The organism is Ruegeria denitrificans, assembly GCF_001458295.1.
GTDB lineage: Bacteria > Pseudomonadota > Alphaproteobacteria > Rhodobacterales > Rhodobacteraceae > Ruegeria > Ruegeria denitrificans.
The window spans coordinates 1-23,152 of record NZ_CYUD01000002.1 but is presented as its reverse complement, the minus strand read 5'-3'; the positions used below and the strand labels follow the sequence as shown (position 1 = coordinate 23,152).

24 protein-coding genes and 2 tRNA genes are annotated in these 23,152 nt (G+C 55.2%); 9 read left to right on the top strand and 17 right to left on the bottom strand.

Going from position 1 to position 23,152, the window contains the following annotated elements; all coding sequences use genetic code 11:
- Positions 1-11: 11 nt before the first annotated feature.
- From RUE5091_RS02920 to RUE5091_RS02910, 3 genes are all read right to left on the bottom strand, one after another.
- Positions 12-86 (bottom strand) — tRNA-Asn (locus RUE5091_RS02920).
- Between the two features lie 130 nt (positions 87-216).
- A tRNA-Asn gene (locus tag RUE5091_RS02915) sits at positions 217-291 on the bottom strand.
- A gap of 77 nt (positions 292-368) precedes the next feature.
- On the bottom strand, positions 369-1,283 hold the full coding sequence (locus RUE5091_RS02910; protein ID WP_058280409.1) for an MBL fold metallo-hydrolase: 915 nt from the start codon (positions 1,281-1,283) through the stop codon (positions 369-371).
- A 44-nt stretch (positions 1,284-1,327) separates the two neighbouring features.
- On the opposite strand from RUE5091_RS02910, the gene RUE5091_RS02905 reads away from it, so the two are divergent.
- Positions 1,328-2,647 carry an ATP-binding protein gene (locus tag RUE5091_RS02905; protein ID WP_058280408.1) on the top strand — a complete coding sequence of 440 codons (1,320 nt, stop codon included), beginning with the start codon at positions 1,328-1,330 and terminating at the stop codon, positions 2,645-2,647.
- Here RUE5091_RS02905 and RUE5091_RS02900 read toward each other — a convergent pair.
- The 6 genes from RUE5091_RS02900 to RUE5091_RS02875 all read right to left on the bottom strand — a co-directional run bounded on the left by RUE5091_RS02900 (position 2,644) and on the right by RUE5091_RS02875 (position 8,897).
- Complete coding sequence (locus RUE5091_RS02900; RefSeq protein ID WP_058280407.1) at positions 2,644-3,564, bottom strand: AEC family transporter; 921 nt, start codon at positions 3,562-3,564, stop codon at positions 2,644-2,646. The two genes, RUE5091_RS02905 and RUE5091_RS02900, sit on opposite strands and share 4 nt — an antisense overlap.
- Positions 3,565-3,567: 3 nt before the next feature.
- Positions 3,568-4,881 (bottom strand): TRAP transporter large permease, encoded by a 1,314-nt coding sequence (locus tag RUE5091_RS02895; protein ID WP_058280406.1) that lies wholly within the window; start codon positions 4,879-4,881, stop codon positions 3,568-3,570.
- Between the two features lie 4 nt (positions 4,882-4,885).
- Positions 4,886-5,419 carry a TRAP transporter small permease gene (locus RUE5091_RS02890; RefSeq protein WP_058280405.1) on the bottom strand — a complete coding sequence of 178 codons (534 nt, stop codon included), beginning with the start codon at positions 5,417-5,419 and terminating at the stop codon, positions 4,886-4,888.
- A 69-nt stretch (positions 5,420-5,488) separates the two neighbouring features.
- Complete coding sequence (locus tag RUE5091_RS02885) at positions 5,489-6,466, bottom strand: TRAP transporter substrate-binding protein (protein ID WP_058280728.1); 978 nt, start codon at positions 6,464-6,466, stop codon at positions 5,489-5,491.
- A 50-nt stretch (positions 6,467-6,516) separates the two neighbouring features.
- The gene (locus RUE5091_RS02880) at positions 6,517-7,767 is read right to left on the bottom strand and encodes an NAD(P)/FAD-dependent oxidoreductase (protein ID WP_058280404.1); all 1,251 of its coding nucleotides are present in this window, start codon (positions 7,765-7,767) and stop codon (positions 6,517-6,519) included.
- On the bottom strand, positions 7,764-8,897 hold the full coding sequence (locus RUE5091_RS02875; protein WP_058280403.1) for an enolase C-terminal domain-like protein: 1,134 nt from the start codon (positions 8,895-8,897) through the stop codon (positions 7,764-7,766). The genes RUE5091_RS02880 and RUE5091_RS02875 overlap by 4 nt, the downstream gene beginning before the upstream one ends.
- 99 nt (positions 8,898-8,996) lie before the next feature.
- Here RUE5091_RS02875 and RUE5091_RS02870 point away from each other — a divergent pair, with 99 nt between their 5' ends.
- From RUE5091_RS02870 to RUE5091_RS02850, 4 genes are all read left to right on the top strand, one after another.
- Positions 8,997-9,917, top strand: coding sequence for a LysR family transcriptional regulator (locus RUE5091_RS02870; RefSeq protein WP_058280727.1), 921 nt, complete (start codon positions 8,997-8,999; stop codon positions 9,915-9,917).
- Positions 9,918-10,054: 137 nt separating this feature from the next.
- The gene (locus RUE5091_RS02865) at positions 10,055-10,765 is read left to right on the top strand and encodes an aspartate/glutamate racemase family protein (RefSeq protein ID WP_058280726.1); all 711 of its coding nucleotides are present in this window, start codon (positions 10,055-10,057) and stop codon (positions 10,763-10,765) included.
- Between the two features lie 278 nt (positions 10,766-11,043).
- Positions 11,044-12,165, top strand: coding sequence for a sulfotransferase family protein (locus RUE5091_RS02855; protein WP_131726268.1), 1,122 nt, complete (start codon positions 11,044-11,046; stop codon positions 12,163-12,165).
- Positions 12,166-12,633: 468 nt separating this feature from the next.
- Complete coding sequence (locus tag RUE5091_RS02850; RefSeq protein WP_058280400.1) at positions 12,634-13,788, top strand: hypothetical protein; 1,155 nt, start codon at positions 12,634-12,636, stop codon at positions 13,786-13,788.
- A gap of 686 nt (positions 13,789-14,474) precedes the next feature.
- Here the strand turns inward: RUE5091_RS02850 and RUE5091_RS02840 are convergent.
- The 3 genes from RUE5091_RS02840 to RUE5091_RS02835 form a co-directional block, all read right to left on the bottom strand.
- Positions 14,475-14,744: a hypothetical protein gene (locus tag RUE5091_RS02840; protein ID WP_058280398.1), complete on the bottom strand. Its 270-nt coding sequence runs from the start codon at positions 14,742-14,744 to the stop codon at positions 14,475-14,477.
- 272 nt (positions 14,745-15,016) lie between these two features.
- Positions 15,017-15,649: a hypothetical protein gene (locus RUE5091_RS23040; protein ID WP_131726267.1), complete on the bottom strand. Its 633-nt coding sequence runs from the start codon at positions 15,647-15,649 to the stop codon at positions 15,017-15,019.
- Positions 15,650-16,128: 479 nt separating this feature from the next.
- On the bottom strand, positions 16,129-17,025 hold the full coding sequence (locus RUE5091_RS02835) for a LysR family transcriptional regulator (protein ID WP_058280397.1): 897 nt from the start codon (positions 17,023-17,025) through the stop codon (positions 16,129-16,131).
- A 100-nt stretch (positions 17,026-17,125) separates the two neighbouring features.
- On the opposite strand from RUE5091_RS02835, the gene RUE5091_RS02830 reads away from it, so the two are divergent.
- Together RUE5091_RS02830 and RUE5091_RS02825 are read left to right on the top strand one after the other, a co-directional pair.
- A complete protein-coding gene (locus RUE5091_RS02830) occupies positions 17,126-17,911 on the top strand; it encodes a HalD/BesD family halogenase (protein ID WP_058280396.1) in 786 nt (261 codons plus the stop codon).
- Positions 17,908-19,158 carry a M24 family metallopeptidase gene (locus RUE5091_RS02825; protein WP_058280395.1) on the top strand — a complete coding sequence of 417 codons (1,251 nt, stop codon included), beginning with the start codon at positions 17,908-17,910 and terminating at the stop codon, positions 19,156-19,158. The genes RUE5091_RS02830 and RUE5091_RS02825 overlap by 4 nt, the downstream gene beginning before the upstream one ends.
- A 169-nt stretch (positions 19,159-19,327) precedes the next feature.
- On the opposite strand, the gene RUE5091_RS02820 is transcribed toward RUE5091_RS02825, so the two are convergent.
- From RUE5091_RS02820 to gstA, 4 genes are read right to left on the bottom strand one after another with little or no spacing between them, the layout of a single operon-like run.
- On the bottom strand, positions 19,328-20,299 hold the full coding sequence (locus RUE5091_RS02820; protein WP_058280394.1) for an NAD(P)H-dependent flavin oxidoreductase: 972 nt from the start codon (positions 20,297-20,299) through the stop codon (positions 19,328-19,330).
- The gene (locus RUE5091_RS02815) at positions 20,296-20,517 is read right to left on the bottom strand and encodes a tautomerase family protein (RefSeq protein ID WP_058280393.1); all 222 of its coding nucleotides are present in this window, start codon (positions 20,515-20,517) and stop codon (positions 20,296-20,298) included. The genes RUE5091_RS02820 and RUE5091_RS02815 overlap by 4 nt, the downstream gene beginning before the upstream one ends.
- A gap of 3 nt (positions 20,518-20,520) precedes the next feature.
- A complete protein-coding gene (locus RUE5091_RS02810) occupies positions 20,521-20,901 on the bottom strand; it encodes a nuclear transport factor 2 family protein (protein ID WP_058280392.1) in 381 nt (126 codons plus the stop codon).
- Positions 20,898-21,509: a glutathione transferase GstA gene (gstA, locus tag RUE5091_RS02805; RefSeq protein ID WP_058280391.1), complete on the bottom strand. Its 612-nt coding sequence runs from the start codon at positions 21,507-21,509 to the stop codon at positions 20,898-20,900. Before gstA ends, RUE5091_RS02810 begins: the two co-directional genes overlap by 4 nt.
- A gap of 109 nt (positions 21,510-21,618) precedes the next feature.
- Here gstA and RUE5091_RS02800 point away from each other — a divergent pair, with 109 nt between their 5' ends.
- Positions 21,619-22,503 (top strand): LysR family transcriptional regulator, encoded by an 885-nt coding sequence (locus tag RUE5091_RS02800; RefSeq protein ID WP_058280390.1) that lies wholly within the window; start codon positions 21,619-21,621, stop codon positions 22,501-22,503.
- A gap of 223 nt (positions 22,504-22,726) precedes the next feature.
- Positions 22,727-22,915, top strand: a complete 189-nt coding sequence (locus RUE5091_RS23035; RefSeq protein WP_131726266.1) for a hypothetical protein — start codon at positions 22,727-22,729, stop codon at positions 22,913-22,915.
- A gap of 16 nt (positions 22,916-22,931) precedes the next feature.
- Here the strand turns inward: RUE5091_RS23035 and RUE5091_RS23390 are convergent.
- The coding region (locus RUE5091_RS23390; RefSeq protein ID WP_207383711.1) for a hypothetical protein at positions 22,932-23,152 on the bottom strand (221 nt) is incomplete at its 5' end.

The window sequence follows — 23,152 nt, the reverse complement described above, 5'->3', positions numbered from 1 at the left end:
AAGAAGGGAATTGGCTCCGGCGGTAGGGATCGAACCTACGACCAATTGATTAACAGTCAACTGCTCTACCGCTGAGCTACGCCGGAACGGTTCGCGCCGTATAGCAACCTGTTCTTACGGCGTCCAGAGGGCGACGAACATTTTTCGACGAAAAATCTTGGACCACAATACGCAAGGCTAGGAGGGCCAGCGGCTGATGGTAAAACAGGAAAGAATTGGCTCCGGCGGTAGGGATCGAACCTACGACCAATTGATTAACAGTCAACTGCTCTACCGCTGAGCTACGCCGGAACTGAGGGCCGTATAACAATCCCGATTTTTTTCGTCCAGAGGGGAATTTGACGTTTTCGCAAAAAAGTTCTGGCGGGTCAGGATTGCTTGTGGAACCGGGCATCCGCAGACAGTTTTCCTTCGGGCGTGACCTGCGATTTTCCAACCAGATCAATCAGATGAGCGAACACGTTTCTTTCAGCAGCAGGCAGCAGAGCGGCCGGTGTCTCCGTGTAGATACGCTCAGCCAGGTTTCGGGCGGTGCCGGGGCTGTCCTCGAGTGCGGACAGAATTTGAGCCTCACGTGTCAGGCGGTGATCGATCAGCCAGTCCAATCGTGCTAAGGGGTCGTTAATTGGAGCTCCGTGCCCAGCGTGAAAGACGGACCAGTCGCGTGACCGCAGACGATGGCAGGCCGCCATGAATTCCGTCAGGTCACCGTCCGGGGGGGAGACCAGTGAACTGGCCCAGCCCATGACGTGATCGCCGGTGAAACAGACGTGATCCCAGCCAAGCGCGATATGGTTCCCCAGATGACCGGGAGTGTGAATCACCTCAAGCTGCCAGCCTTCACCGGTGATCATCGCACCATCGGGTAATTCGATATCAGGGCGGAAAGTAGTGTCGATGCCTTCACCTCCGCCTGCTAACCCACCCTCGGCCAATTTGGTCATGACCGTGCTGCGCCCGGCCTCGGGCCCACCAAAGGCCAGAATCGGGGCGCCCGTGTGATCCGCCAGGGCGCACGCCAGCGGTGAGTGATCCAGATGGCTGTGTGTGACGATGATGTGGCTGATCCGCTGTCCCGGCTGCACCGCCGCAAGAATCGCGTCCAAGTGCCGGTCGTTGAGCGGTCCGGGATCGATCACGGCAAGCTCACCTGTGCCCAATAGATAGGAATTGGTCCCGCGATAGGTCATGGGCGAGGGATTCGGCGCCAGAACGCGCCGTAATCCCGGCTGTAATTCAACCGCCGGGCCAGCGGGCGGGTTGAAATCGTCAGGCGCCTGCATTCTGTGCTCTTTCTCTTGTCGTAACAGCCCGTTAGGTTTAGCGCATGTCCGCGCTATGGCTCAAACACTATATGCCGCGCAGCCTCTATGTCCGTGCTGCGCTGATTCTGGTCCTGCCAGTGGTCGTTGTGTTGTTGGTGGTGGGAATCGCCTTCCTGCAAAAACATCTGGAAGATGTCACCGCGCAGATGACCCGCGCCGCTTCGCGCGAGGTGACATTGGTAACCGATGTCATGGAAGAGACGGAAACCCAGCAGCAAGCGCTGGCGGCTGTCCGACCTGATCTTCAGGCGCTCGATATGAAGGCCCGGTTTCTGGCCATCAACGAAGAACCGGCGATCGGACGGCGTCGCTGGTATGATTTCATCGCGCCGCAGGTTGAAGCCGATTTACGGGCGTTGCTGCCGGATCTGACGGCAGTTGCTTTGCCCAGCGGACAAGAGGCGCGATTGTACCTGCAGACGGATATTGGGGTCTTGCAGCTAACATTTGATCGCCGCCGCCTCTCTCCGGTCGCGCCGCATCAGCTGATCGTGACGATGGTGTTCTTTGCGGTCGTCATGACGACAATTTCGTTCCTGTATATGCGCAATCAACTGCGTCCGATCACGCGTCTGGCCGAGGCTGCACAGGCCTTTGGTCGCGGCCGAGTGGTGCCGTATTCCCCCGGTGGGGCCATCGAGGTACGCGCGGCGGGCAGTGCGTTTTTGGATATGCGCGCCCGTATCGAACGCCAGATGGAGCAACGCACTATGATGCTGTCTGGGGTCAGTCATGACTTGCGCACTCCGTTAACGCGTCTGAAGCTGGGCTTGTCGATGCTGCCTGAAGAGGAAGCCGCCCCATTGCAGCAGGACGTCGACGAGATGCAATTGCTGCTGGATGCGTTCCTTGAATTCTCGCGCGGGGCGGTCGAAGGCGCTTCGGAAACTGTCAATCCCAAAGTTTTGTTGGAACTAATTGTCAAGGACGCGCGCCGGGCCGGATATGAGGCTGAACTGATCTCGGTCGAGGGGGAAGGAAAAGCTATGCTGCGCCCCACTGCCATTAGGCGCGCGGTAGAGAATCTGATTGGAAACGCCGTGCGGTATGGAAGTCGCGCGGATGTCAGCCTGTCGATTACGCCCAAATCCTTACGTATCCGGGTCGAGGATGACGGGCCGGGAATTCCGCCCGAACAGCGGGCAGAAGCGGTCAAGCCATTCTCGCGTCTTGATCCGGCACGCAATCAGAACCAGGGCAGCGGAGTGGGGCTGGGTCTTGCCATCGTCTCGGACATTGCGCGGGCGCATGGTGGCGTGGTGCGTTTAGGCAAGAGTGAAAGTTTGGGTGGCCTTTGCGCTGATATCATCATCGGCCGCTAACGATCTCGATACATGTGCTGCATCAGCAGCGGGGTCAGGTACATCGGGATTTGGTAGGCTCCGATGAAGACCATGATCGGCGCGGTGATCTCGGGTGCCAGAGCCACGAAGAACAGTGCGATATTACGGTTGCCTGCGATCAGGGATACTGCTGTTGCCGTGGCCGGGGGCATGCGAAATCGAGTTAACTGGAAACAAATGATCTGCACGCCGAGATTGGCTACACAGGCAAAGGTGATCCAGAGAAACGCGCGTTTTGGGTCAGCCAGCACGACCTCGCTGACCGAGGGCATCAGGCCGATGACGAAGAGGGCCAAGGTGATGTTGGCAAGGCCTTCGAGTGCGCTTTCCGTCGAGGGCGTTGGATCTCGCAACAGTGTTTTCCGGATGACAATCGCGGCGAGAGTCACCAGCAGGATCGTAGCCAGAAGTTTTAAGGCGGCCCAGAGCACGGTGCCGAACCCGCCCAACTGCGGCGTCAGCCAAAACACCGGGGCAATGGTTAGTGGCAACAACGCAGTGCCGATGACCAACAGGCGGAGCGCGTATTCAGATGGGTGCCCCATCATTCGGCACATGTTTGGGCTGCCCGCAATTGACGGGGCAGCGGTCATGATCAGCAAGGCAAACAGGGCGGGACTGTCCAGCCATCCGCCCAAGGCGCCAACACCCAGAACCGTCAGGGGCAGTGCAATCTGCAATCCAAGAACCGCCGCCACGACGCGATGCAGATCACGCAGTGATCCGAAAATGCGCGCCGGGTCCATTCGCAGAACGGTGACGAACAGCAACAGAACAACCATCGGCGGCAGCAGGGGCCGCATCGGTTCTGCCAGCCACGGCAACAGCAGACCCGGCAAAAGGCCCGCCAGCAGTACATAGGGTCCGTGGCGGGCAGCAATGTGCAGCGGGTTCAATGTCTACCCGGTGGGGCTTTGCCGCAGGTTATCCGGCAGCCAGGTGGCCAGTTCCGGGAACCAGATCAGCACGAACACCATGACCACCATGATCAGGAACATCGGGATCGCAGCGCGAGCGATATAGCTCATTTCGTGGTTGGTCATGCCCTGCATCACGAACAGGTTGAACCCGATTGGCGGTGTGATCTGCGCCATCTCGACCACGACGACGATGAAGATGCCGAACCAGATCAAGTCGATCCCTGCATCGCGGATCATCGGTTCGACCACGGCCATGGTCAGAACAACCGAGGAAATGCCGTCCAGAAAACACCCAAGGATGATGTAGAACACAAGCAGCACCATCAGCAGTTCGAACCGCGTCAGTTCCCATCCGGCAATCAGGTCAGCCAGACCGCGCGGCAGGCCGGTAAAGCCCATCGACAGGGACAGGAAGGCCGCGCCGGCAAGGATCAACGCGATCATTGCACTGGTGCGGGTGGCACCCATCAGGCTTTCAGTGAAGGTCTTCCAGTTCAACGAACCCTGACCGGCGGCCAGCAAAAGCCCCCCGATCACGCCAAAGGCGGCGGCCTCGGTCGCGGTGGCATATCCCAGATACATCGAGCCGATAACCACGACGATCAACAGGATCACAGGCAGCAGGAAGCGTGAGTTCTTGATTTTTTCGGCAAAGGTCAGCTTGTTTTCCTGGTTCGGGTTCCAGTCTTTGCCGATCTTGGAATAGATCGCGACATAGCCCATGAACATGAAAGCCAGAAACAGGCCTGGAAGGATGCCAGCAAAGAACAGCTTGGTGATCGATTCATTGATGGTGACGCCGTAGACGATCAAAGTCAGCGAAGGCGGGATCATCAGGCCCAGTGTCGCGGCACCAGTCAGGGTGCCGATGATCATGCGTTCGGGATAGTTGCGCCTGCGCAGTTCCGGGATCGACATCTTGCCGACCGTGGTCAGCGTGGCAGCGGATGAACCTGACACGGCGGCGAAGACCGTGCAGCCCACGATATTGGTATGCACCAGACCGCCGGGCAGGGGGGCCATCCAAGGGGACAGCCCTTTGAACATGTCCTCGGATAATCGCGTTCGGTACAGGATTTCGCCCATCCAGATGAACATCGGCAGCGCCGTCAACGTCCACGAGGACGAGGCTGACCAGATCGTCGTGATCATGACGTCACCGACGGGGCGGGTGGTGAACAGTTCCATCCCGACCCACGCGACGCCCATCAGGGCTAGTCCAACCCAGATGCCAGAGCCCAACAGAGTGAACAGAACAAAGAGGAAGAGGATGATGATTGATGCGTTTTCCATACTCTCACTCTCCGTGGCTTTGATCGGCAAGATCGCGGGTGATGCGGTGATCGCCGCGGAATATCACGTGGATTAAGTGGTCCGTAAGGGCGATGGCTAGGATCACGGCCCCGAGCAGCATTGCTGATTGCGGTATCCAGAGTGGTGTTTTGTCCAACCCCTGACTGACGTCGTTGAACTTCCAACTCCAGAAAACAAACCGGTAGGCGTACCAGCAAAAATACCACATGACCGCTGTTCCGATGCCAAAGCACCAGATTTCCAACACGCGCCGGAATTTGTCAGGCACTGCATTCAACAGGATGGAAACGCGGATGTGGCTGCCCCGGTTCAGCGCGTTTGCAAAGGCCAGGAACGAGGCCGCAGCCATTGCATATCCGGCATAGTCGGGCGCGCCGGGAAATACTTCACCGGTCCAGCGGGCCAACATCTGCACCACGATCAGAACCAGAATGGCGATCAGGCTTAACGCCGCCAGCACGCCTGCTGCCAGATAAATGAAATCCAGTACGGACCGAAGCCCTCGTAATGCCGCCATACCGTCCCCGCTTTTCTTATGATTGGATAGAGAACGGGCGGCAGATGGCTGCCGCCCGCCCATGCTGTGTTATTGCTGTGCGTTGAAGGCGTCGACGATGGCCTTGCCTTCGTCCCCGGCGGCCTCAAGCCATTCGTTGGTCATGGTGACGCCGATCTCTTTCAGCTCGTTCGTCATCTGCTCGGACGCCGGACCAACGGTCATGCCGCCGTCACGCAAGCCTTGCAGGGTGAACCCGGTATATTCCTTGGCCCGCCAGTTCCCCGCGTATTCGGCCAGTTCGGCGCAGGCTTTGATGACGTTCTTGTTCGCGTCAGATACTCCAGCCCAGATATCCGAGTTGACCATCACATAGTTGCGCGGCAGCCAAGCATCCACTTCGTAGAAATAATCCAGGCTTTCCCAAACTTTGCGGTCATACCCGGTTGAGCCAGAAGACACCATGGAATCGGCAACGCCGGTGGCAAAGGCCTGGCTGATCTCGGCCGCTTCGATGGTCACCGGCAGCATTCCAGTCAGCTCGGCCAGACGTGACGTGGCGTTGTTATACGAGCGGAACTTGATGCCTTTCATATCAGCGACCGAGTTCACTTCGTCTTTGAAATACAGCCCCTGCGGCGGCCACGGCACTGCATAAAGCAGCGTCAGGTTCTGTTCGGCCAGCAGGTTCTCGATCGAAGGTTTTGCAGCGTCCCAAAGCTTGGCGCTGTCGTCAAACGACGTTGCCAGGAAGGGGATTGAATCAAATCCAAACAACGCGTTTTCGTTCTGGTGGCCGGACAGCAGACGCTCTCCAATAGGGGCCTGACCGGTCTGAATGGCGCGTTTGATATCCGCCCCTTTGAACAGGGAACCCGATGGGTGGGTGACAATTTCGATCTCGCCGCCGGTGCCGGTGGTCACGCATTTGGCGAATTCAGCGCCTGTGGCCGAATGGAAGTTCGACGCTGAATAGGCCATTGGCATGTCCCATTTTTCAGCTGCGACCGGCAGGGCTGCGGCAGCGGTCAGTGCGGTTGCTGCCAGAAGGTTCGTTAGTTTTTTCATTTTAGTCTCCCAGTTGGTATTGGTCAGGCCGGTGTTGATCACCGGCTGTGTTAATTCGTGTATCGCGACGGGGCGTAGACACCCGTGTCTGCGTTCGGGGTTCTGCCCGCGATCATTTGGGCCAATAGACGCCCTGTTTTAGGCCCGCCTGTCAGGCCGATGTGATGGTGACCAAAGCCCATATACGCGCCTTCAACCCCCGGAACCTCACCGATTACCGGGATCGAGTCTGCAGGCGCGGGCCGGTGCCCCATCCATTCCACTTCATCCTTCCATGTCACGCCCGGAAAAGCTGCCCGGGCATTTTTGCGCATCAGCTCAAACGGCGCCCTAGAGGGTGGCGCGGCCAGCCCGCCAAATTCGACGATCCCGGCCAGACGGATGCGACCCTCCATCGGGGTGGCGACGAACTTGCCTGACGCTACCATAACCGGACTTTTCAGCATCGCGGAAGGTTCCACCAATTCAAGATGATACCCGCGTTCGCTCTCCAGAGGAACAGAAACACCCAGTTTGTTGGCCAAAGGCCCGGACCAGACGCCTGCGGTGACAATTGCGGTGTCACAGGCAATGGTCTCGCCAGCCGCCCGCACGCCGACGACGTGGCCATTTTCGCGCACAACATCATCGACGGCTGCGCGGATGATTCTGCCGCCATTGGCTTGGACATGGGCAGCCAAATCTTTTACATACCGCCCCGGATCGGTAATGTGCCCATGATCGGGCAGCCTTGCAGCAAAGCCGATATCCTTGCTGAAAATGGGGTCATAAGCGTGAAAGGCTTCGCCCTCCAGCTCCTCCCACTCAAAACCATGCTTGCGCCGGATATCCCAGCCAAGGGCATCGCCTTCGAAGTGTTTTCGGTTCTCGTAAAGAAATAGGTAGTCCGAAGGGGTAAGCCATTTCTCGGCTCCGGTGCCCTGCGCCAGCGCCTGATGGTCATTTAAGCTGTCGCCGACGATAGGTGCCAGTGCAGCGGCAATACGTTCGACGTCGTCCACGTTGGCGTGTTTCAGGTAACGCACCAGCCACGGCAGCAGCTTGGGCACATAACCCCATTTCATGAAAAGCGGCTGGGATGGATCAAACAGCATCCTCGGTGCCTTTTGCAGCAGCCCCGGCACCGTGACAGGAATGATTGAACAGGATGCCAGAACCCCGCCATTGCCGTGCGACGTACCCTCGCCAGGTCCGGCTTTGTCGATCAGGATGACGTCATGCCCGTCTCGTTGCAGCCAGACCGCTGCCGATACGCCGACGATGCCGGCTCCGATGATGGCTATGGTCTTGCGTTCGCTCATGCAGCGACCTCCTTGGTCACAGCATAGTGGTTCAGTTTACTCATATCGGGACGGCCGCCCAATCCAGGTGTGTCCGGCACAATGACCCGTCCGTTTTGCACCACGAAGGGGTCTTCCAGAATGTCTTCTTTCAGGAAATACGACGCCTGATAGAACTCGCATCCCAGTTTGATTTCTGGTGTTGCGGCGATCATGTGGGTTCCGGCCAGATGCGCCAGCCCAGCCTCGAACATGTCGCCTCCATATGCGCTGAGCCCATGTGCGGCAGCGATACGCGCCACAGTCTGACCCCGGCTGAGCCCACCGGATTTCATGATCTTGATTGAAACGCCATCGCAGATGCCTTCACGCGCCGCACGCTCCATATCCTCGGGGCCAAACACACTTTCGTCGGCCAGCAAGGGTAGGTCGATCTGACCTCGCAGTTTGGCCATCATGTCATAGTGATGCGCCCGGACCGGTTGTTCGATAAAGTCGGGATTGAATTGAGCGACATCACGTACCTGAGCCGGCGCATCCTCAATAGATAGGCCTTGGTTGTAATCCACGCGCACCGAAAACTCGGGGCAATGCTGCGCCAGATGTTCAAGTCTCATGATGTCGAACGCGTGGTCCTTGAACCCGGTCTTCAGCTTGACGATGCGAACCCCGTCCTCGCGCAATTGCTCAAGTAGCGCGATGTCCTGCGTGAAATCGGGGTTGGCGATCGAACAGCTCAGCGGGATCGAATCCCGGCACTTACCGCCCAAAAGTGCCCAGACCGGCACGCCGCTGATACGCCCGGTCAGATCCAGCAAGGCAGTATCCAATGCGGCCTTTGCTTCGGTGCAATGTGCGACGGCAAAGGCAGCCTTGGCCATGATCTCAGCCCGGTCGGCCACGCGAGACCCAACAACCAACGGGCGGATGTAACGATCTAGCGCTGCGTAAGTTGCTTCGGGCGTACCGGTGAAAACCGACCAGGGCGATGCTTCGCCAAATCCTTCCGATCCGCTCTCAGAGGTCAGGCGCAAGATTACAACTTCGCAACTGCCTTCGACCGAGCCGATCCCATGATCACGCCGCGATGTAACAGGCAGCTCAAGATGCCAAAGGTCGAACCCTGTGATGGTTTGGTTCAAGTCAGTCATTGGTCCTCCGGTCGCTCGGAGAACCGTGCCGCGATAGCTATATCATTTCAAATACTATATTGTAGTAAGGGTATCAGAATAAATGATGTGAGTATGACGATGTCTCTTCGGTTTCGGCAATTGCAGGCGTTTCACGCGATTATGGAGACGGGAACGGTGACTGGGGCGGCTTCGGTTCTGGGGATATCGCAACCTGGTATCAGCAATCTTTTGGCTCAGTTAGAACGCGAAGCCCGTCTGCCGCTGTTTGAGCGGAACAAGGGCCGTCTGCTGCCGACCCCCGAAGCCGATCTGCTGTATCGCGAGGTAGATACGGTTGTTCGGGGTTTGGATCACGTGGCGCAGGCCGTGACAGATTTGCAAAACAAACATCCCGGTCAGCTACAAGTGGCCGCGCCGCATATGCTGTCGTTTGGGTTCATGCCACGGGAAATCGCGCGTTTCGCTGCCAGCCGCCCCAATTTGTCGGTCAGCTTCCAATCACAATATTCGTCAAAGATTCAGGAATGGGTGATCTCGGGCCTGTTCGAAGTGGGCATTGTCGAGGTTCCGATCCTTCACGATACGCTCAATGCTCAGGTATTCCGCTTTGAAACTGTGGCCACATTTCCCGAAGGCAGCCACCTGGCCCAATACGATGTGCTGACCCCGGAACTGCTAGAGAATGAACCCTTTATCGTGATGGGTCCCGAACACCAAACCTATCGCGGCACACGGGATGTCTTTCAGGCAGCGAACCGGATTTGGCGCACGCAGATACACACGCATCTGTCTGAAAACCTGCTGAGCTTTGTTAAACAGGGCATGGGGGTTGCCGTGATCGACCCCTTTACCGTAGCCTTTGACACTGAGCGCGGATATCAGACCCGCCCATTTCGGCCGGCGGTGACTTTGGAACTGGCCATCATCACCGCCAAAGGGCGCCCTTTGTCCACCATCGGGCGGGAATTTCTGGACCAACTAAAACCCGCGATGGCGTCATTTGCGACCAGCGTTGAAGGTGGCAGCGACACCATTTGAAGACGCGCCGGATTCGACGCAACTCAGTTTTGCCTATTGACCTTTAACCTGTCTGTGCAAACTCTGCGCGCGTCGTCGCGTTTTGGATGGCGAAGAAAATCTTGCAGAACATGACTGAAAGACAAGAGGTTAGAGGAATGATCGCAGCAGGTGGCAAATCGATTTATGGCGCATCGGTGGGTATCCTGATGCTGGACGCACGCTTTCCCCGCATTCCCGGCGACATGGGCAACGCGCTGACCTGGCCATTTCCGGTTCATTTCCGCATCGTGCGAAACGCCTCGCCCGATCTGGTGGTGCGTCGCGGGGCCACCGGTATGTTGGACGCTTTTGTCGATGCCGCGCGTGAGTTGGTTGATGAGGGCGTCGATGGGATCACCACCAATTGCGGGTTCCTGGCACTGTTTCAGAAAGAACTGTCCGAGGCGGTGTCGGTGCCCGTAGTCACATCCTCACTTATGCAGGTCGAAATGGTGAACCGGATATTGCCTGCGGGCAAACGGGCAGGGGTGCTGACCATCTCGGCCTCGACTTTGACCGAGGCCCACCTGCGCAGCGCACAGGTGCCCGAGGGCACGCCCGTCGGATCGACCGAAGGTGGGCAGGAATTCACACGCGCTATCCTAGACAATGAGCTGACGCTGGACGTGGAAAAGGCCCGCGCCGACAATGTCGAGGCCGCCCTGGCGATGAAGGAGGCCCATCCCGACCTCGGCGCGCTGGTGCTGGAATGCACCAACATGTGCCCCTACGCCGCCGATATTCAAACGGCGACGGGGCTGCCGGTGTATTCCATCGTCTCTCTGGTCAGTTGGTTTCAGTCCGGGCTAAGGCCACCGATTTACTAAGTTGATACTCTAGTCCAACGACTGACTTCTGCATCGCAACGATCAGAGCAAAAAACCGTGCTTAAGAGAACTCAGTTTGCAATTTCAAAACGAACGCCGTTATTGGTTGATGAACAGGACTGCCAAACCGATCAGAGTTTGGTCGGTCAAGAACCGGGAAACCGGCGCGCGCTTGCGAAGATTTTCTGAAACAAGTAACAAAACTGCGCACGACAGAACGCCTGAGCGCCGTCTCACTCAACGTCTTCTCCTTTGTTCTTTGGGATACTTGAAGAAATTTGGCAAATGTTATCTTTCATATCGGCCTTCCAAAAACGGGCACGACTTCCATTCAGAATTTCCTGTATCACCACGCGGCCTGGCTTGGCGAACGTGGTGTTTATTATCCCAAACCGATATTTGGAGCCAATCACGTAGTTGAGTTGCTTCAAATTGTCAGGGCAAAAAATCCAAATGCGAATATTCGTTGGGCAGCTCGTTTCGAAAAGCTTGCGACATCAGAGAGTGCGCGCCTTCCTTTGATGATTGAGGCTGTAAAGAACGCCCGGGAGGCGTCTACGGATTCGATCATTAGCCATGAAGGTTTTCTCAAAACGATCAGCACGCGCGATCATATCGAATGGCTCGCGGAAAAATTTGGTCGCACTAACGTAAAAGTAATTTTGTACCTAAGGCGAATTGATCAATGGGTGGAAGCCTCAATTTCGCAGAGATCTAAGGGGGTTGAGCCCTATTCCGACGAAATGGTCCGCAGAGCAGCGCGCAATCGTCTGGAAAGTTATGAAAAGATCGAACAGAACTTGGAGGTCTGGGAAGAAATTTTCGGTTCGCAGAGCATCGTTGTCCGACCTTTTGAAAGAAAAAGTTTTGTAGGTGGTGATGTCATATCTGATTTCGCGCATGCTTTGGATTTGCCGGAATTGTCTCGGCTGTTTGAGCAAAAGCGCAAGAATTTTAGAACTCGCAATTTATCACCCAATGTCGAAAGCGTGCGCCTCTGGCCACAATTCCTTTCCTATCCCGTGTCGAAAAGAACTGAGTTGGAAAAGAAAATCGTATATTTGCTCAGTTCACAGCAGCTTCTAGAGAGATTGGGACCACCTCGCGCAAGTTTTTTGTCTTTTGAAGCGAGAACATCGTTAGTTCAAAGAGTCTCCGGCATGTATGGGCGCCTTGCTGAAAAGTACCTTGGGCAAGAGAAGTTCTTTGTCGACGAAGGGCCGCAAGAGGGCGACTTTCCCGAGTTTACGCCAGCCGACGAAAAGCGAACTTTCGAAATTATGTATGATTTTCTGGTTGAGTCTTTCAGGGCAGAAGGCATCGACGCTAAAGTTTTGCTATCAGAGCGGATGAAGTCCGGCATTTCAGATACCAAGCCCGAACGGCCCCTAGCAACTTGAAATTCGAATTGGGGATGTCGGGAGTCCGACAGCACAGATCATCTCAGTTTCAGGTAAGGTGATAGGCCCGGCAGGACTGCCAATATCTGGATTTTATAGTTATATTTCAACGTGGGTGTCCCACGCTGGAATACTTCGTGGGACGCCGCCTATATTCAAACGGCGACGGGGCTGCCGGTGTATTCCATCGTCTCTCTGGTTCGCTGGTTTCAGGCCGGGCTGCGACCGCCGGTTTTTTAACTGGCTTATTCAAGACCGCGATTGATTTCAGTATGAACACGATCCGCGCATTTGTGAGCTTAGCACCCAAGAACTGGATGGTGAGGATTGGCCGATCAGCGAAAGTCGAAAAATTGTATGCGCTTGCCCCGATTTTCCGAAGCGGGTATCAGTGCCATTCATAAAGGAAACGTATGAGTGGCCAAGTAGCCAGCGTTTTTGTCCTTTCCATCGGGAAACTTTGATCAGTTGGCAAACATTATTTTTCATATCGGTTGCCCAAAGACCGGCACCACATCCATACAGAATTTTCTCTTTCAGAATGCCGAATGGCTAAACGAAAATGGGATTTACTATCCTAAACCTATATTTGGCTCGAACCATGTCGTTGAAATGCTTCAGATCGCAAAGACTGTGGAACCAAACGCAACTTTGCCCTGGACAGACCGTTGGGACGACCTCGCAACTACTGAACGCGCCCGACTGCCTATATTTGTAGATAGCATCAACAAAGCTCGTGATGCGTCTTTGGATTCAATCATTAGTCACGAAGGCTTTTTTAATGTGCTCCACACTCGAGACCATATTGAATGGCTCGCAGAGAGCTTTGGGCGCGAAAATGTCAAAGCGGTTTTGTATGTGAGGCGGATTGATCAATGGATCGAAGCCTCTATCTCTCAAAGATCAAAGGGCACTGAACCGTGTTCCGAAGATATGATCCGCAGGGTGTTGGACAAGAAGCTGGGCGATTATGACTTGATCGAGCAAAGGTTGGATATCTGGTCAGAAATCTTTGGGGTCCAGAACGTTATTGTACGACCTTTTGAAAGAAAAAGTTTCGCTGGTGGAGATGTTATAGCGGATTTCGCTGATACCCTGGGTTTATCGAAATTGGCCGGGCTTTTTGATGAGAAACGCGAGACATTTGAGGCTCGAAATCTGTCCCCCAATGTGGAAAGTATTCGTCTCTGGCCCCATTTTCTTTCTTACCCGGTTTCGCAGAGGAGTGAATTTGAAAAAAAAATTCAGGAACTCCTCAGCTCCAAGCAACTTCTAGATAAGCTTGGGTCACCGCGCACGAGTTTTTTGTCGTTCGAAGAGCGTACGTCATTGGTAAACAGATACTCGGGTATGTATGCGCGAATTGCAGAGAAATTCCTCGGGCGCACAACGTTCTTTGCGAATGACGTACCGCAAGGGTCCGATTGGCCCGCGTTGACGCAAGCCGACAATGAGCGAACCCTGAAAATCATGCATGACTATCTTGTTGATTCTTTAAATAAAGAAGGTACCGACGCGAAGGTTTTGCTGTCTGATCGGACGAGTTGCGACTCAGCAGTGCCTGTTTCCGAGAGTTCTTCGCCAACGTGGCGGGATTATCTGGGCAGATTGTTTGCCCGTTAACAACAAATAGCACTGTTTCGAGGCAAGGTGGTAGGCCCGGCGGGACTAGCCAAATGCCTAAATTCTTTTTTATTTTTAATGCCGGTGCCCCACGCTGGATCACCCCGTGGGACACCTTACCAGTCCATGCGCGGCAGTTTCGAGGCACCCATTTCCGCTAATTTCATGCGTTCTACGCTCTCGATGTAGACCTCTGAGGTGCTTGCTTGCGCGTGCCCTTGGATAGACGACCAGCTGCAGACTGAGCCGCTACAAATGGCACCGTCGTCTTCTAAGGTTCCAATTGATTGCCGATTACTCTGCCCCTTTACTTGAAAATAGACAGCATCACTCGATTTTAAATCGGGTGTGCTCACACTCGAATTCACCATCTGGTGGCCAGCGTCTGACCCGAGAATGCCCGACGTGTCTGTACAAGATGCAAGGAAAACTCCTGCAACAATCGCAATGGTCGCACTGCTCTGCATGACTCACCTTTTGCTGAATTAGTATTTCGGTACTGTGATTTTTCTGAGTAAAAGTTGGCTTTGCTCGCTGCCAGATTGATTTCAGTAAGTGGTAGGTTTGGGCTCAAACTGCCTGTGCTAGCTCTCCGCAGAGAAAGTCGAGTGCGAGCCCATTTTGACCAATGCTGCGGAGAGCACCGACGCCTGCTTGAAGGAGGCAGGCCAAAGGCTTGGCAAAATCTAAGGTGCTAATTTTCCTTGATTTTCTTCGGAAACAGAACTCGTGCGGACGAGCAGAAACAAGGCAATACCAACAGCGAACAAGACCCAACCACTCCAAAACATCGCGTTATCAGCATTCTCGATATCGGCAGTGTCCCAACCGCGCGTTCCTTCAAGGTAGGCAAACAAAAGAGCCTGCCAAAGCGGTGAAGCTTTTAATGGGATCGACGCGACGATGATGTACTTTGGGATGCGCGTTTTAGGATCGCCTAACCACAGCCGCAACACGCGGTATGTGAAGGAAAGAAACTCAGAGAATCATGTGCTCGTGCCCATCTGAACCAGTTTGCGATTTTTGGTGGACTTGGGCAATCAAGGCTCTTTCGACAATTCATTTGTCCCGCTCATCCGCCTTTCGCAATCTTGTCCTGAAGACCTGGAATATGCGGTGCGCGACGAACTGCACATGCCAGGGACCGAAGTTTGGCCGACGGCGGCAATGGGCTCACAACAGACATTCGAAGGTTCACAATAGGGACGTTTGTCATGCCGTCAGAAATTCAGAAGAACGTCCTGACACGTCTTAATGCGACGCGTGTTTCGTGTTCGAGTAAATCGAAAAATGAGTCTTCGTTTCTGAGGATTTTCTGTGCAGATTGTCGTCCCGCAATCTCTCTATAACTACGGTTGCCAGAATTAATATAGCGAATCTGAACATTGCGGGCTTCGAAGTAATCCATCCAAACTGAATACCGACTTACAAGCGGGCAGGTATCGAGTACTCTAAGTTTTTCTGCGCTGGGGTATGCTCTATCTGGACGCTGGAGGTTTATGTCATCGCTGAATTTCGCACGCCTTCTTATGCGTTCACGCAGAATACGCTCTGGAACAATAAGAAAATCAACACTCGTGATACCCTGAGAAAATACGCCTTTTGCTGCAATAGGGTGATTATTCACATCTGGCGTGTAGTTTGGCCGGGCTTCGCTTGGGTCATTCGAAATATCTAGGTGAAACACATCGCCAGATGTCAGTGCGTTGCGCACCTTGCTGCCAAACATCGCCTCATAAACTGGTGTCGCATCAAGAAATGGCCCGGGCGTTGTCAGCAAATGACGAATGTACTCCGATTTCCCCACGCTACTGAAGCCACATACAACGTGGATGCCGTGCCAAAAGTTTTGATCTTTCACAAGTCTATCAACCTTATTGTTGCATAGTTGCTTTTGGCGTTGGACCAACTCAAAAAACTGAACTTAGACGGCGGTCATATTCGTGTACATATACAAGAACGTTACTCTGACATTCCCGGAAATATGAGCTATGCCTTGGTCAAAATCGAAACCCCGGCCTCAAGAACGGTAGTTCGGGCACAATGGTGAAAAAGTGTAAGTGCCAGTCGAACTGATCGGTGTAGCTACCTGAAGTATGTGTTGCGGTGATCAGTTGAAACCACCGCTCAAAGCAAGCATTCGAGAGTTCACTATGAGGAGCGAACAGCAGCTCTGCGGACAAATTGGCCGTTGGTTCAATGGTTGCTGAGGACCGGTCTCAGCCCAAACCGGACATTTACCGTTGGGCTTTGCAAAGGCCGAAATGTGGACAAAACAGCCTTCTTCTTGTGAATTAGGAACGGCAGCTTTCATCGCACAATGATGATAAAGGCTGAGTCTTACTCCGACTGGCTTGTCGGTTGTGACAATACATCCAGTACGCGAACAATAGTTGGGTGGGACTGCAGCCGTTTTGGATGGGCAATGCGATAACTACTTGTCAATTCCAAGGGTGGGCTATCCATTTGCACGACCAATTCCGAGGACAGATCATCAGTCGCCATCGCCGCCGGGACCAAAGCAACGCCAAAACCATGGCGCGCAAATTTCAATGCTACGCTGCTGGAGCGCACCAACATGCCCAGGTGACGATTGATGGTTTTACCCAAAGAAAGCACAGATTCCCAATTCGGAGATGAGGAAAACCCACTGCCCCAATGGGTGTGGATCAAATATTTATCAGGCACATCCTGCACGTGTAACCCGAAACGGCGGATGAAATCCGGGCTGGCAACTGCAACCAAGCTATCTGTAAAGAGGCTATGGATCCGATAGTCGCCGTACAGATCGTGGCCAAAGAAAATCCGCATGTCGATCTTGTCACGGGCAAAATCTATCGGGTCCTCGTCAATGCGCACGTCAATTGGGGTATACTGATCTGATTTCATCAGCGGTGCGAGTCTGCTGGGCAGCCATGTTTCCACAACCGAATGAGGCGCGCTCAGCACCAGCCGATTCATTCTGATCTGCTCGCTTTGCATTTCGGCGGATAGAGCCGCCAAGCTGGCCATGGCCTGGGCCAACTGTGGATAAGCCGACTGCCCTGCATCCGTTAACGACAGCCGATTGCCCTGGCGGATAAACAACGCCTGTTGCCAGAATTCTTCCAGCAGTTTCACCTGCTGGCTGACAGCAGGCGAACTGACGCCCAGTTCAGCAGCGGCGGCCGTGAATGACCCGGTTCTGGCCGCGGCTTCAAAAGCTTTAAGAGCGTTTAGGGGGGCGTTAAAACTCATGACCACTTCGAAAGTTTTTCTTTCCCACCATAATTAGAAATACTGTTGATTGGAAAGAGCATACGGTCTTAGCGTTTTGGCAGAATAAAGGAGGACTGGCATGTGCGACCATATCAATCTGCAGGATTACCCACTGGATCAACCCGGTAGCCCGAAATGGATCGCTCTTGTCGATGACTGCAAGGCCAAGCTTGCAAAGGAAGGTCTGTTCAACCTTGCAGCTTTCATAAAAGTAGACGCGTTGCCAAAGGCTGTTGCTGAACTGAAGCCGGTTCTGGAGGCTGAGGCCTTCATCCACGCGCGCAAACACAACATCTATTTCAAAAATGAGATTGAGGAGCTGCCCGCCGATCATCCGGCGCTAACCAAGTTTGAGACTTCAAACCGCACGATTTGTGCCGATCAGATGGGTCAGGCGGCGGTGATCCAGCTTTATGAATGGTCACCATTCGCGCAATTCTTAGCTGCCGTGATGGACAAACCCGAGCTTTTCACAATGCAAGATCCGTTGGCCCGCGTGAATGTAATGGGATATCACGAAGGGCAGGCGCTGAACTGGCATTTTGATCGGTCTGAGTTCACAACGACCCTGCTGTTGCAAGCGCCTGAAGTCGGCGGCGAGTTTGAATATGACCAGGACCTGCGCAGTGAAGACGATCCGAATTATGCTGGCGTCGCCGACTTGCTGGAAGGGCGCCGCAACCCCACGCGCATTGTATTGGAACCCGGCACGCTCAATATCTTCAAGGGTAAGAACACCGCCCATCGCGTTACTCCCGTGAAGGGTGATCGGGACCGGATTATCGCAGTCTTTTCTTTTTATGAACGCCCGGGCGTGCAGTTCTCCGAAAAGGAACGCATTGGTTTTTATGGTCGTGCTGCATGAGCATGGATACGGCATTCAAGGATGATCGAAAGCTCACTTATCTGAACGCCGAAGGCGGGAACAAACCGCTTAAGAGCCCAGTCTGTGATGATGTACTCGAACGCGCGCGCGCATACCGTCTAGGCCGCTTGCGTGCGGCGCTGAACCAGTCAGATTGTGCGGCGCTGTTACTCTATGATCCCTGCAACATCCGCTATGCCTTTGACAGCTCGAATATGCAGGTCTGGACGCTCCACAACCAGATGCGCTACGCGCTCATTCTTGCCGGTGGCCCTGCGATCATGTTTGAATTCAAGGGGTGTCTGCACCAATGCGAGGGCCTGCCTGGCATTGACGAAATCCGAGTTGCCAAGACTTGGATGTTCATGGCCTCGGGCGACAGGGTTGAGGCCGCTACCAACATCTGGGCCGATGAGATTGCCGACCTGATCCGGCAATACGGTGGAGGCAACACGCGCATCGCCTGCGACAGTCTGGGTGGCAGCGGGGTTCATGCGCTTGAGGCGCGGGGGCTGGCCTATGTGGAAGGGACACAACTGACCGAAATAGCCAGGTCGATCAAATCCGTAGACGAGATTGAGTTGATGCGTTGGACCATCCGTGTCTGCGAGGCAGGAATGGCTCGAATCTACAACCATTCCCATCCCGGTGTCACTGAACGGGAATTATGGGCGCACCTGCACTTTGAGAACGCCCGGTCTGGCGGCGATTGGCTGGAAACCAAGCTGCTGACTTGCGGCCCGCGAACCAATCCCTGGTATCAGGAATGTTCTGACCGGGTGTGTCAGAAGGGCGAGATGATCTCGTTCGATACCGACATGATAGGACCTTACGGATACTGCGCAGACCTTTCACGTTCCTGGACCTGCGGCAATTCACAGATGAAGGATAGGCAGCGGCGGCTATACGACACGGCACTGGAGCAGATTTACCACAATCTAGACCTTGTTCGCCCGGGTATGAGCTTTGACGAATTCAATGCTGAAAGCTGGCGCATCCCAGGGGCTCATGTGCCCTACCGCTATTCACTGGCGGTCCACGGCGTTGGCATGGCCGATGAATGGCCGGTGGTGCCTTTACATGTGGACTGGGGTCCCGGTGCCACGACGGGCTGTTTTGAATCAGGTCAAGTTGTCTGTGTGGAAAGCCTGATCGCCGAGGAAGGCTCGGAGAGCATTAAACTGGAAACCCAGGTTCTGGTCACAGAAACAGGGGCCGAACGGCTGGACAGTTTCCCGTTTGAATAGCGCGGCAAAAAAACAAACTGAACTCAATCTCTGATCGCAAGATCAGAAGATGGCTTGATAGCTGCCGATCATCCGCAGTGCAGCATAGGTTGAAATGTGCTCAATGTTGCCGTTCTCTGCGGTGAACCTAATAGGTCGCTCGCAGCCCTAAGTGGCCCAGCACTGCGTTTTATCGTTCTGCGACGGAAGCCGCCTCAGCCAGACACCGCTGCACGTCCGCCATGAGCTTCGCCAGAATATCGCCGGCGGGTGCCGCAGAACTGATCAAACCGATGCCCTCGCCTGCAAAGGCGGTTGCTACATCAAGATTCCCGGCTTCCTGAGCTGCCGCCCACTTTGCCGCTTCAATGCCCGCTTCCAGCTTTAACGCGTCTTCTGCGCCGTGCCATTTCTGAATGAACGGGTTACGCAGAACACGGCCGTTGTAGCGGCGGGGCCAATTAAAACCGCGGACCACGTCCACCACCACCGTGCGGACGGTGTCGTCACCTGTTGCGTCGAGCGCGCGATCAAGTATACGCGGATGTACCAGTGCCTCGTGCGAGGCCCAGAACCGCGTACCGATTACCGCCCCATCTGCCCCAAGCATCAGGGCCGCCGCCAGGCCACGCCCGTCCGAAATACCGCCAGCAGCGCAGAGCAACGCCTCGTTGTTTTGGCGCGCGATCTCATCAGCGATCTCGGGAACCAGAGCAAAGGTGCCGCGCGCTTCACCATGGCCGCCAGCTTCCGCCCCCTGGGCGACAATGATGTCTGCGCCGCAATCCAGTGCCTGCCGCGCATCGCGCAAAGTCTGGACCTGGCAGATCAGCGGCACACCGGCTTCCATGATCGCTGGAGCGAATGGTGCCGGATTGCCAAATGACAGGAACAGTGCAGCGGGATCACGCGCCAGCACTTGGTCGAGAAGGTCCGGCTGTTCCGCAAGCTTCCAAGTGATTAGCCCGCAACCCACGCGGGTACCCGCAGCGATATCGAACTGTTGGCCGATCCAGGCGGCATCACCGTAGGCGCCCCCAATCATGCCCAGACCGCCGGCGCTGGATACGGCGCTGGCGAGCGCACCGCCTGCAGCAAACGCCATCGGTGCCTGGATCACCGGACAGGTGATCCCCAGCGCCTCAGTCAGCCGCGTCTTCATAGCGTCTGTTTCCGGTACTCTTGCACCGGCAGCCCGCCAACGCCCCAATCTTCCAGCGGAACTTCGTTTATCACCACAAAGGTTGTGGCCGGGTTCTTGCCCAGAACGTTGTGCAGAAGGTCCGTAACCCCGATAATCAGCTGCGCTTTTTGATCTGCACTTGGACCTGTGCCGTCAGGACCGCCTTCGCGTGTCACTTTGATATTCACGTATGGCATGGGTCAGTCCTTTCGCGGAACATAGGAAAACACTTTCGCAACGATGCGCCATTCTGTGCCGTAGCGGACAAGGGTCAGCAGGTCATGGAAATCCCGCCCCATCATGGTCATCCGGGCGCTGACACGGGCCAACCTGTCGCTGGCAAATGCGATCTCCAGCACTTCCTCCTCACGCGGATCACCGCGTCTGGCCGGTGGCTCACGCCCGTCCACGCGACCCATGTAGGTCTCGAGATCCAGATACAGCTCATCACCTTCAGTGGCACAGACGTAGGCCAGCTGGGGATGGAACACTCTGCGCAACATGGTGCTATCGGCCTGATGGAGGCCTTCGAAATAGGCCTCCATCAGTTCGCCGACCTTTTTGTGGTCGGCGGGCGTCATTGGATCAACCCCTCGGCACGCATCGCGGCCTGAGCAGATGGACGGGCAGCACTACGGCTTACAAACGCCGCCAGCCGGGGCCAACGAGACAGGTCGATGCCGGTGAAATTCGCCCAGTTCGCGACCACGAATAGGTATGCGTCAGCTACAGAGAACTGGTTCGAAACCAACCACGCGCGGCCATCCTCCAGTTGCGCTTCGATCAGATCAAATTTGCCCGCAACAGCGGTGCGGGCGGTGTCTTTGTCAGCCTCGGACGTGCCGTCGCGGAATAGCGGGCCGAAGGCCTTGTGCAACTCGGTCCCAATCCAGTTGAGCTGTTCCTGCATCCGAGCTCGGGCCAAGGTGCCGGCTACCGGCGCCAGAGCCGCTTCGGGATGGCTGTCCGCGATAAATTGAAGAACAGCGGCTCCTTCGGTGAGGACGCTACCGTCTTCCAAACCCAGAGCCGGAACGTATCCTTTGGGGTTGATCGTATGATAGTCAGCACCGCTTTCAGTTTGGCCTGCCGCAGTGTCCACGGCCTCGATTTCAAACGGACGGCCAGTTTCATACAGGGCGATGTGGCTGGCCAGGGGGCACGCGCCGGGTTTGTAGTAGAGTTTCATGGCATTCTCCTGTGTTGAGCGATGCCATCTGAATACCCGGCGATATGATTGATTGATAATATTGTCTTTTCACAATTATGATTAGGAAAACAGATCATGTTGAGAGTCTATGAAACACGACCAACTCATTGCCTTTGAGGCAATTGTCTCAACCGGCACCTTTCGCGGTGCGGCTGAGCGCCTTCACAAATCACAATCCGCCATCAGCCACACCATCCGTCAATTGGAAGAGGAGCTGGAGCTGGAATTGTTCAGCCGCGAAGCCTACCGGCCCTCGCTCACGCCGGCCGGCGAGATCTTCTATCGAGAAGCCTCTCGGGTGTTGCGGCAGATGCAAGGGCTTAGAACCACCGCTGCTCGGTTGCGCGCCCGAGAAGAGCCGGAACTGAATATTGCCGTCAGTGCCACTATGGATCTGGATACTTTTCTGCCAGCGCTTGCCGACACAGGTCGGAGTCACCCTGCAACTCATCTTCGGCTGCGTATGGAGATGATGGGCGGCCCGATCGCACGGTTAATGGAGGGCAAGGCGGATATCGCGCTTGCATCGCTTGACGGGGTGCCTCTGGACGACGTTGAGGCAGTGCCGGTCGCGGAGGTGACAATCCGGCCAGTGGCCAGCCCCGATCTGAATCTGCCGACCGGTTCCCGCGCAATATCGACAACTGAGATGCAAAGCCATGTGCAGGTGATTACGGCGGGCACAGGCGGCACCACGCATGAACAGAGCCGCGATATACTGCCGGGGAGCCTGAAATGGACCGTCTCGGATCTCGCGGCCAAGAAAAAAGTGATCCTCGCCGGCCTCGGCTGGGGCGGTCTGCCGGACCACATGACCGAGGAGGAGCGGCGGTCCGGGGCTTTGATACCCCTCAATCTGGAACGGTTCCCAATACGCCGAACGATGATTTTCAAAATTAGACGGAGAGACCAGCCTGCCGGTGTGGTTGCCAGCGAACTTTGGGATAAGATCGGGGCTGCTGAACTTGCGTAACGCAGAATTAGCCAAGTACGGCAGATCTCAGTGATTGACTTTGGTTGCAGCGAAATGGTTTTTTTCTGTCAGGCAGAACAACTTTGAACCGCTGGTGCCACAAATATTGGTTGGTGCGATAGCGAGTGTCGTCTTGGGCTTTCTGCACGTGAAGATACCGACTCGAATGGGTCTGAATGTTCTGCGATTCAGTCACCTGACAAGTTGAAATGTTGAACACTGAATGCATGTTACGCTAAGCCTCGCATCAGACGCGCAGGTAATAGGCGGTTTCATGCCAGCGATGGGCGACGTCACTGAAATCGGCTCGAATATTTCGGCCGATAGTTTTGCGATATTCGAAGAAAGCGGTGATGCACTTGGACAGACGTCTACCTGTACCGAAATCGAGCAGGTGCAGCGAACGATCTGACTGAAGAAACACCCAGCTAACGAATATGCCGCAGCCGCCAAAAGCGCGGATGCGGCGTTTTTGTGCTGCTTTTGAAATTTGGGCAAATTAGCGAACCCCAGTATTGGTGTACCTTCACTATTGCAGCGAATGACTGCAAAGCGGGCTGCAAACGCAGCATTTGACACCAATGTTGAGTGACCTCTGTGGGTGGCTCCTGCATTGCAAGTGTTTTCTGGTGATATTCGCGGTCTTTTT

Coding starts and splice junctions, on each gene's coding strand:
- RUE5091_RS02910 (WP_058280409.1), bottom strand. CDS start 1,283: ATGCAGGCGCCTGACGATTTCAACCCGCCCGCTGGCCCGGCGGTTGAA.
- RUE5091_RS02905 (WP_058280408.1), top strand. CDS start 1,328: ATGTCCGCGCTATGGCTCAAACACTATATGCCGCGCAGCCTCTATGTC.
- RUE5091_RS02895 (WP_058280406.1), bottom strand. CDS start 4,881: ATGGAAAACGCATCAATCATCATCCTCTTCCTCTTTGTTCTGTTCACT.
- RUE5091_RS02890 (WP_058280405.1), bottom strand. CDS start 5,419: ATGGCGGCATTACGAGGGCTTCGGTCCGTACTGGATTTCATTTATCTG.
- RUE5091_RS02885 (WP_058280728.1), bottom strand. CDS start 6,466: ATGAAAAAACTAACGAACCTTCTGGCAGCAACCGCACTGACCGCTGCC.
- RUE5091_RS02880 (WP_058280404.1), bottom strand. CDS start 7,767: ATGAGCGAACGCAAGACCATAGCCATCATCGGAGCCGGCATCGTCGGC.
- RUE5091_RS02875 (WP_058280403.1), bottom strand. CDS start 8,897: ATGACTGACTTGAACCAAACCATCACAGGGTTCGACCTTTGGCATCTT.
- RUE5091_RS02870 (WP_058280727.1), top strand. CDS start 8,997: ATGTCTCTTCGGTTTCGGCAATTGCAGGCGTTTCACGCGATTATGGAG.
- RUE5091_RS02865 (WP_058280726.1), top strand. CDS start 10,055: ATGATCGCAGCAGGTGGCAAATCGATTTATGGCGCATCGGTGGGTATC.
- RUE5091_RS02835 (WP_058280397.1), bottom strand. CDS start 17,025: ATGAGTTTTAACGCCCCCCTAAACGCTCTTAAAGCTTTTGAAGCCGCG.
- RUE5091_RS02830 (WP_058280396.1), top strand. CDS start 17,126: ATGTGCGACCATATCAATCTGCAGGATTACCCACTGGATCAACCCGGT.
- RUE5091_RS02825 (WP_058280395.1), top strand. CDS start 17,908: ATGAGCATGGATACGGCATTCAAGGATGATCGAAAGCTCACTTATCTG.
- RUE5091_RS02820 (WP_058280394.1), bottom strand. CDS start 20,299: ATGAAGACGCGGCTGACTGAGGCGCTGGGGATCACCTGTCCGGTGATC.
- RUE5091_RS02815 (WP_058280393.1), bottom strand. CDS start 20,517: ATGCCATACGTGAATATCAAAGTGACACGCGAAGGCGGTCCTGACGGC.
- RUE5091_RS02810 (WP_058280392.1), bottom strand. CDS start 20,901: ATGACGCCCGCCGACCACAAAAAGGTCGGCGAACTGATGGAGGCCTAT.
- gstA (WP_058280391.1), bottom strand. CDS start 21,509: ATGAAACTCTACTACAAACCCGGCGCGTGCCCCCTGGCCAGCCACATC.
- RUE5091_RS02800 (WP_058280390.1), top strand. CDS start 21,619: ATGAAACACGACCAACTCATTGCCTTTGAGGCAATTGTCTCAACCGGC.
- RUE5091_RS23035 (WP_131726266.1), top strand. CDS start 22,727: ATGCATGTTACGCTAAGCCTCGCATCAGACGCGCAGGTAATAGGCGGT.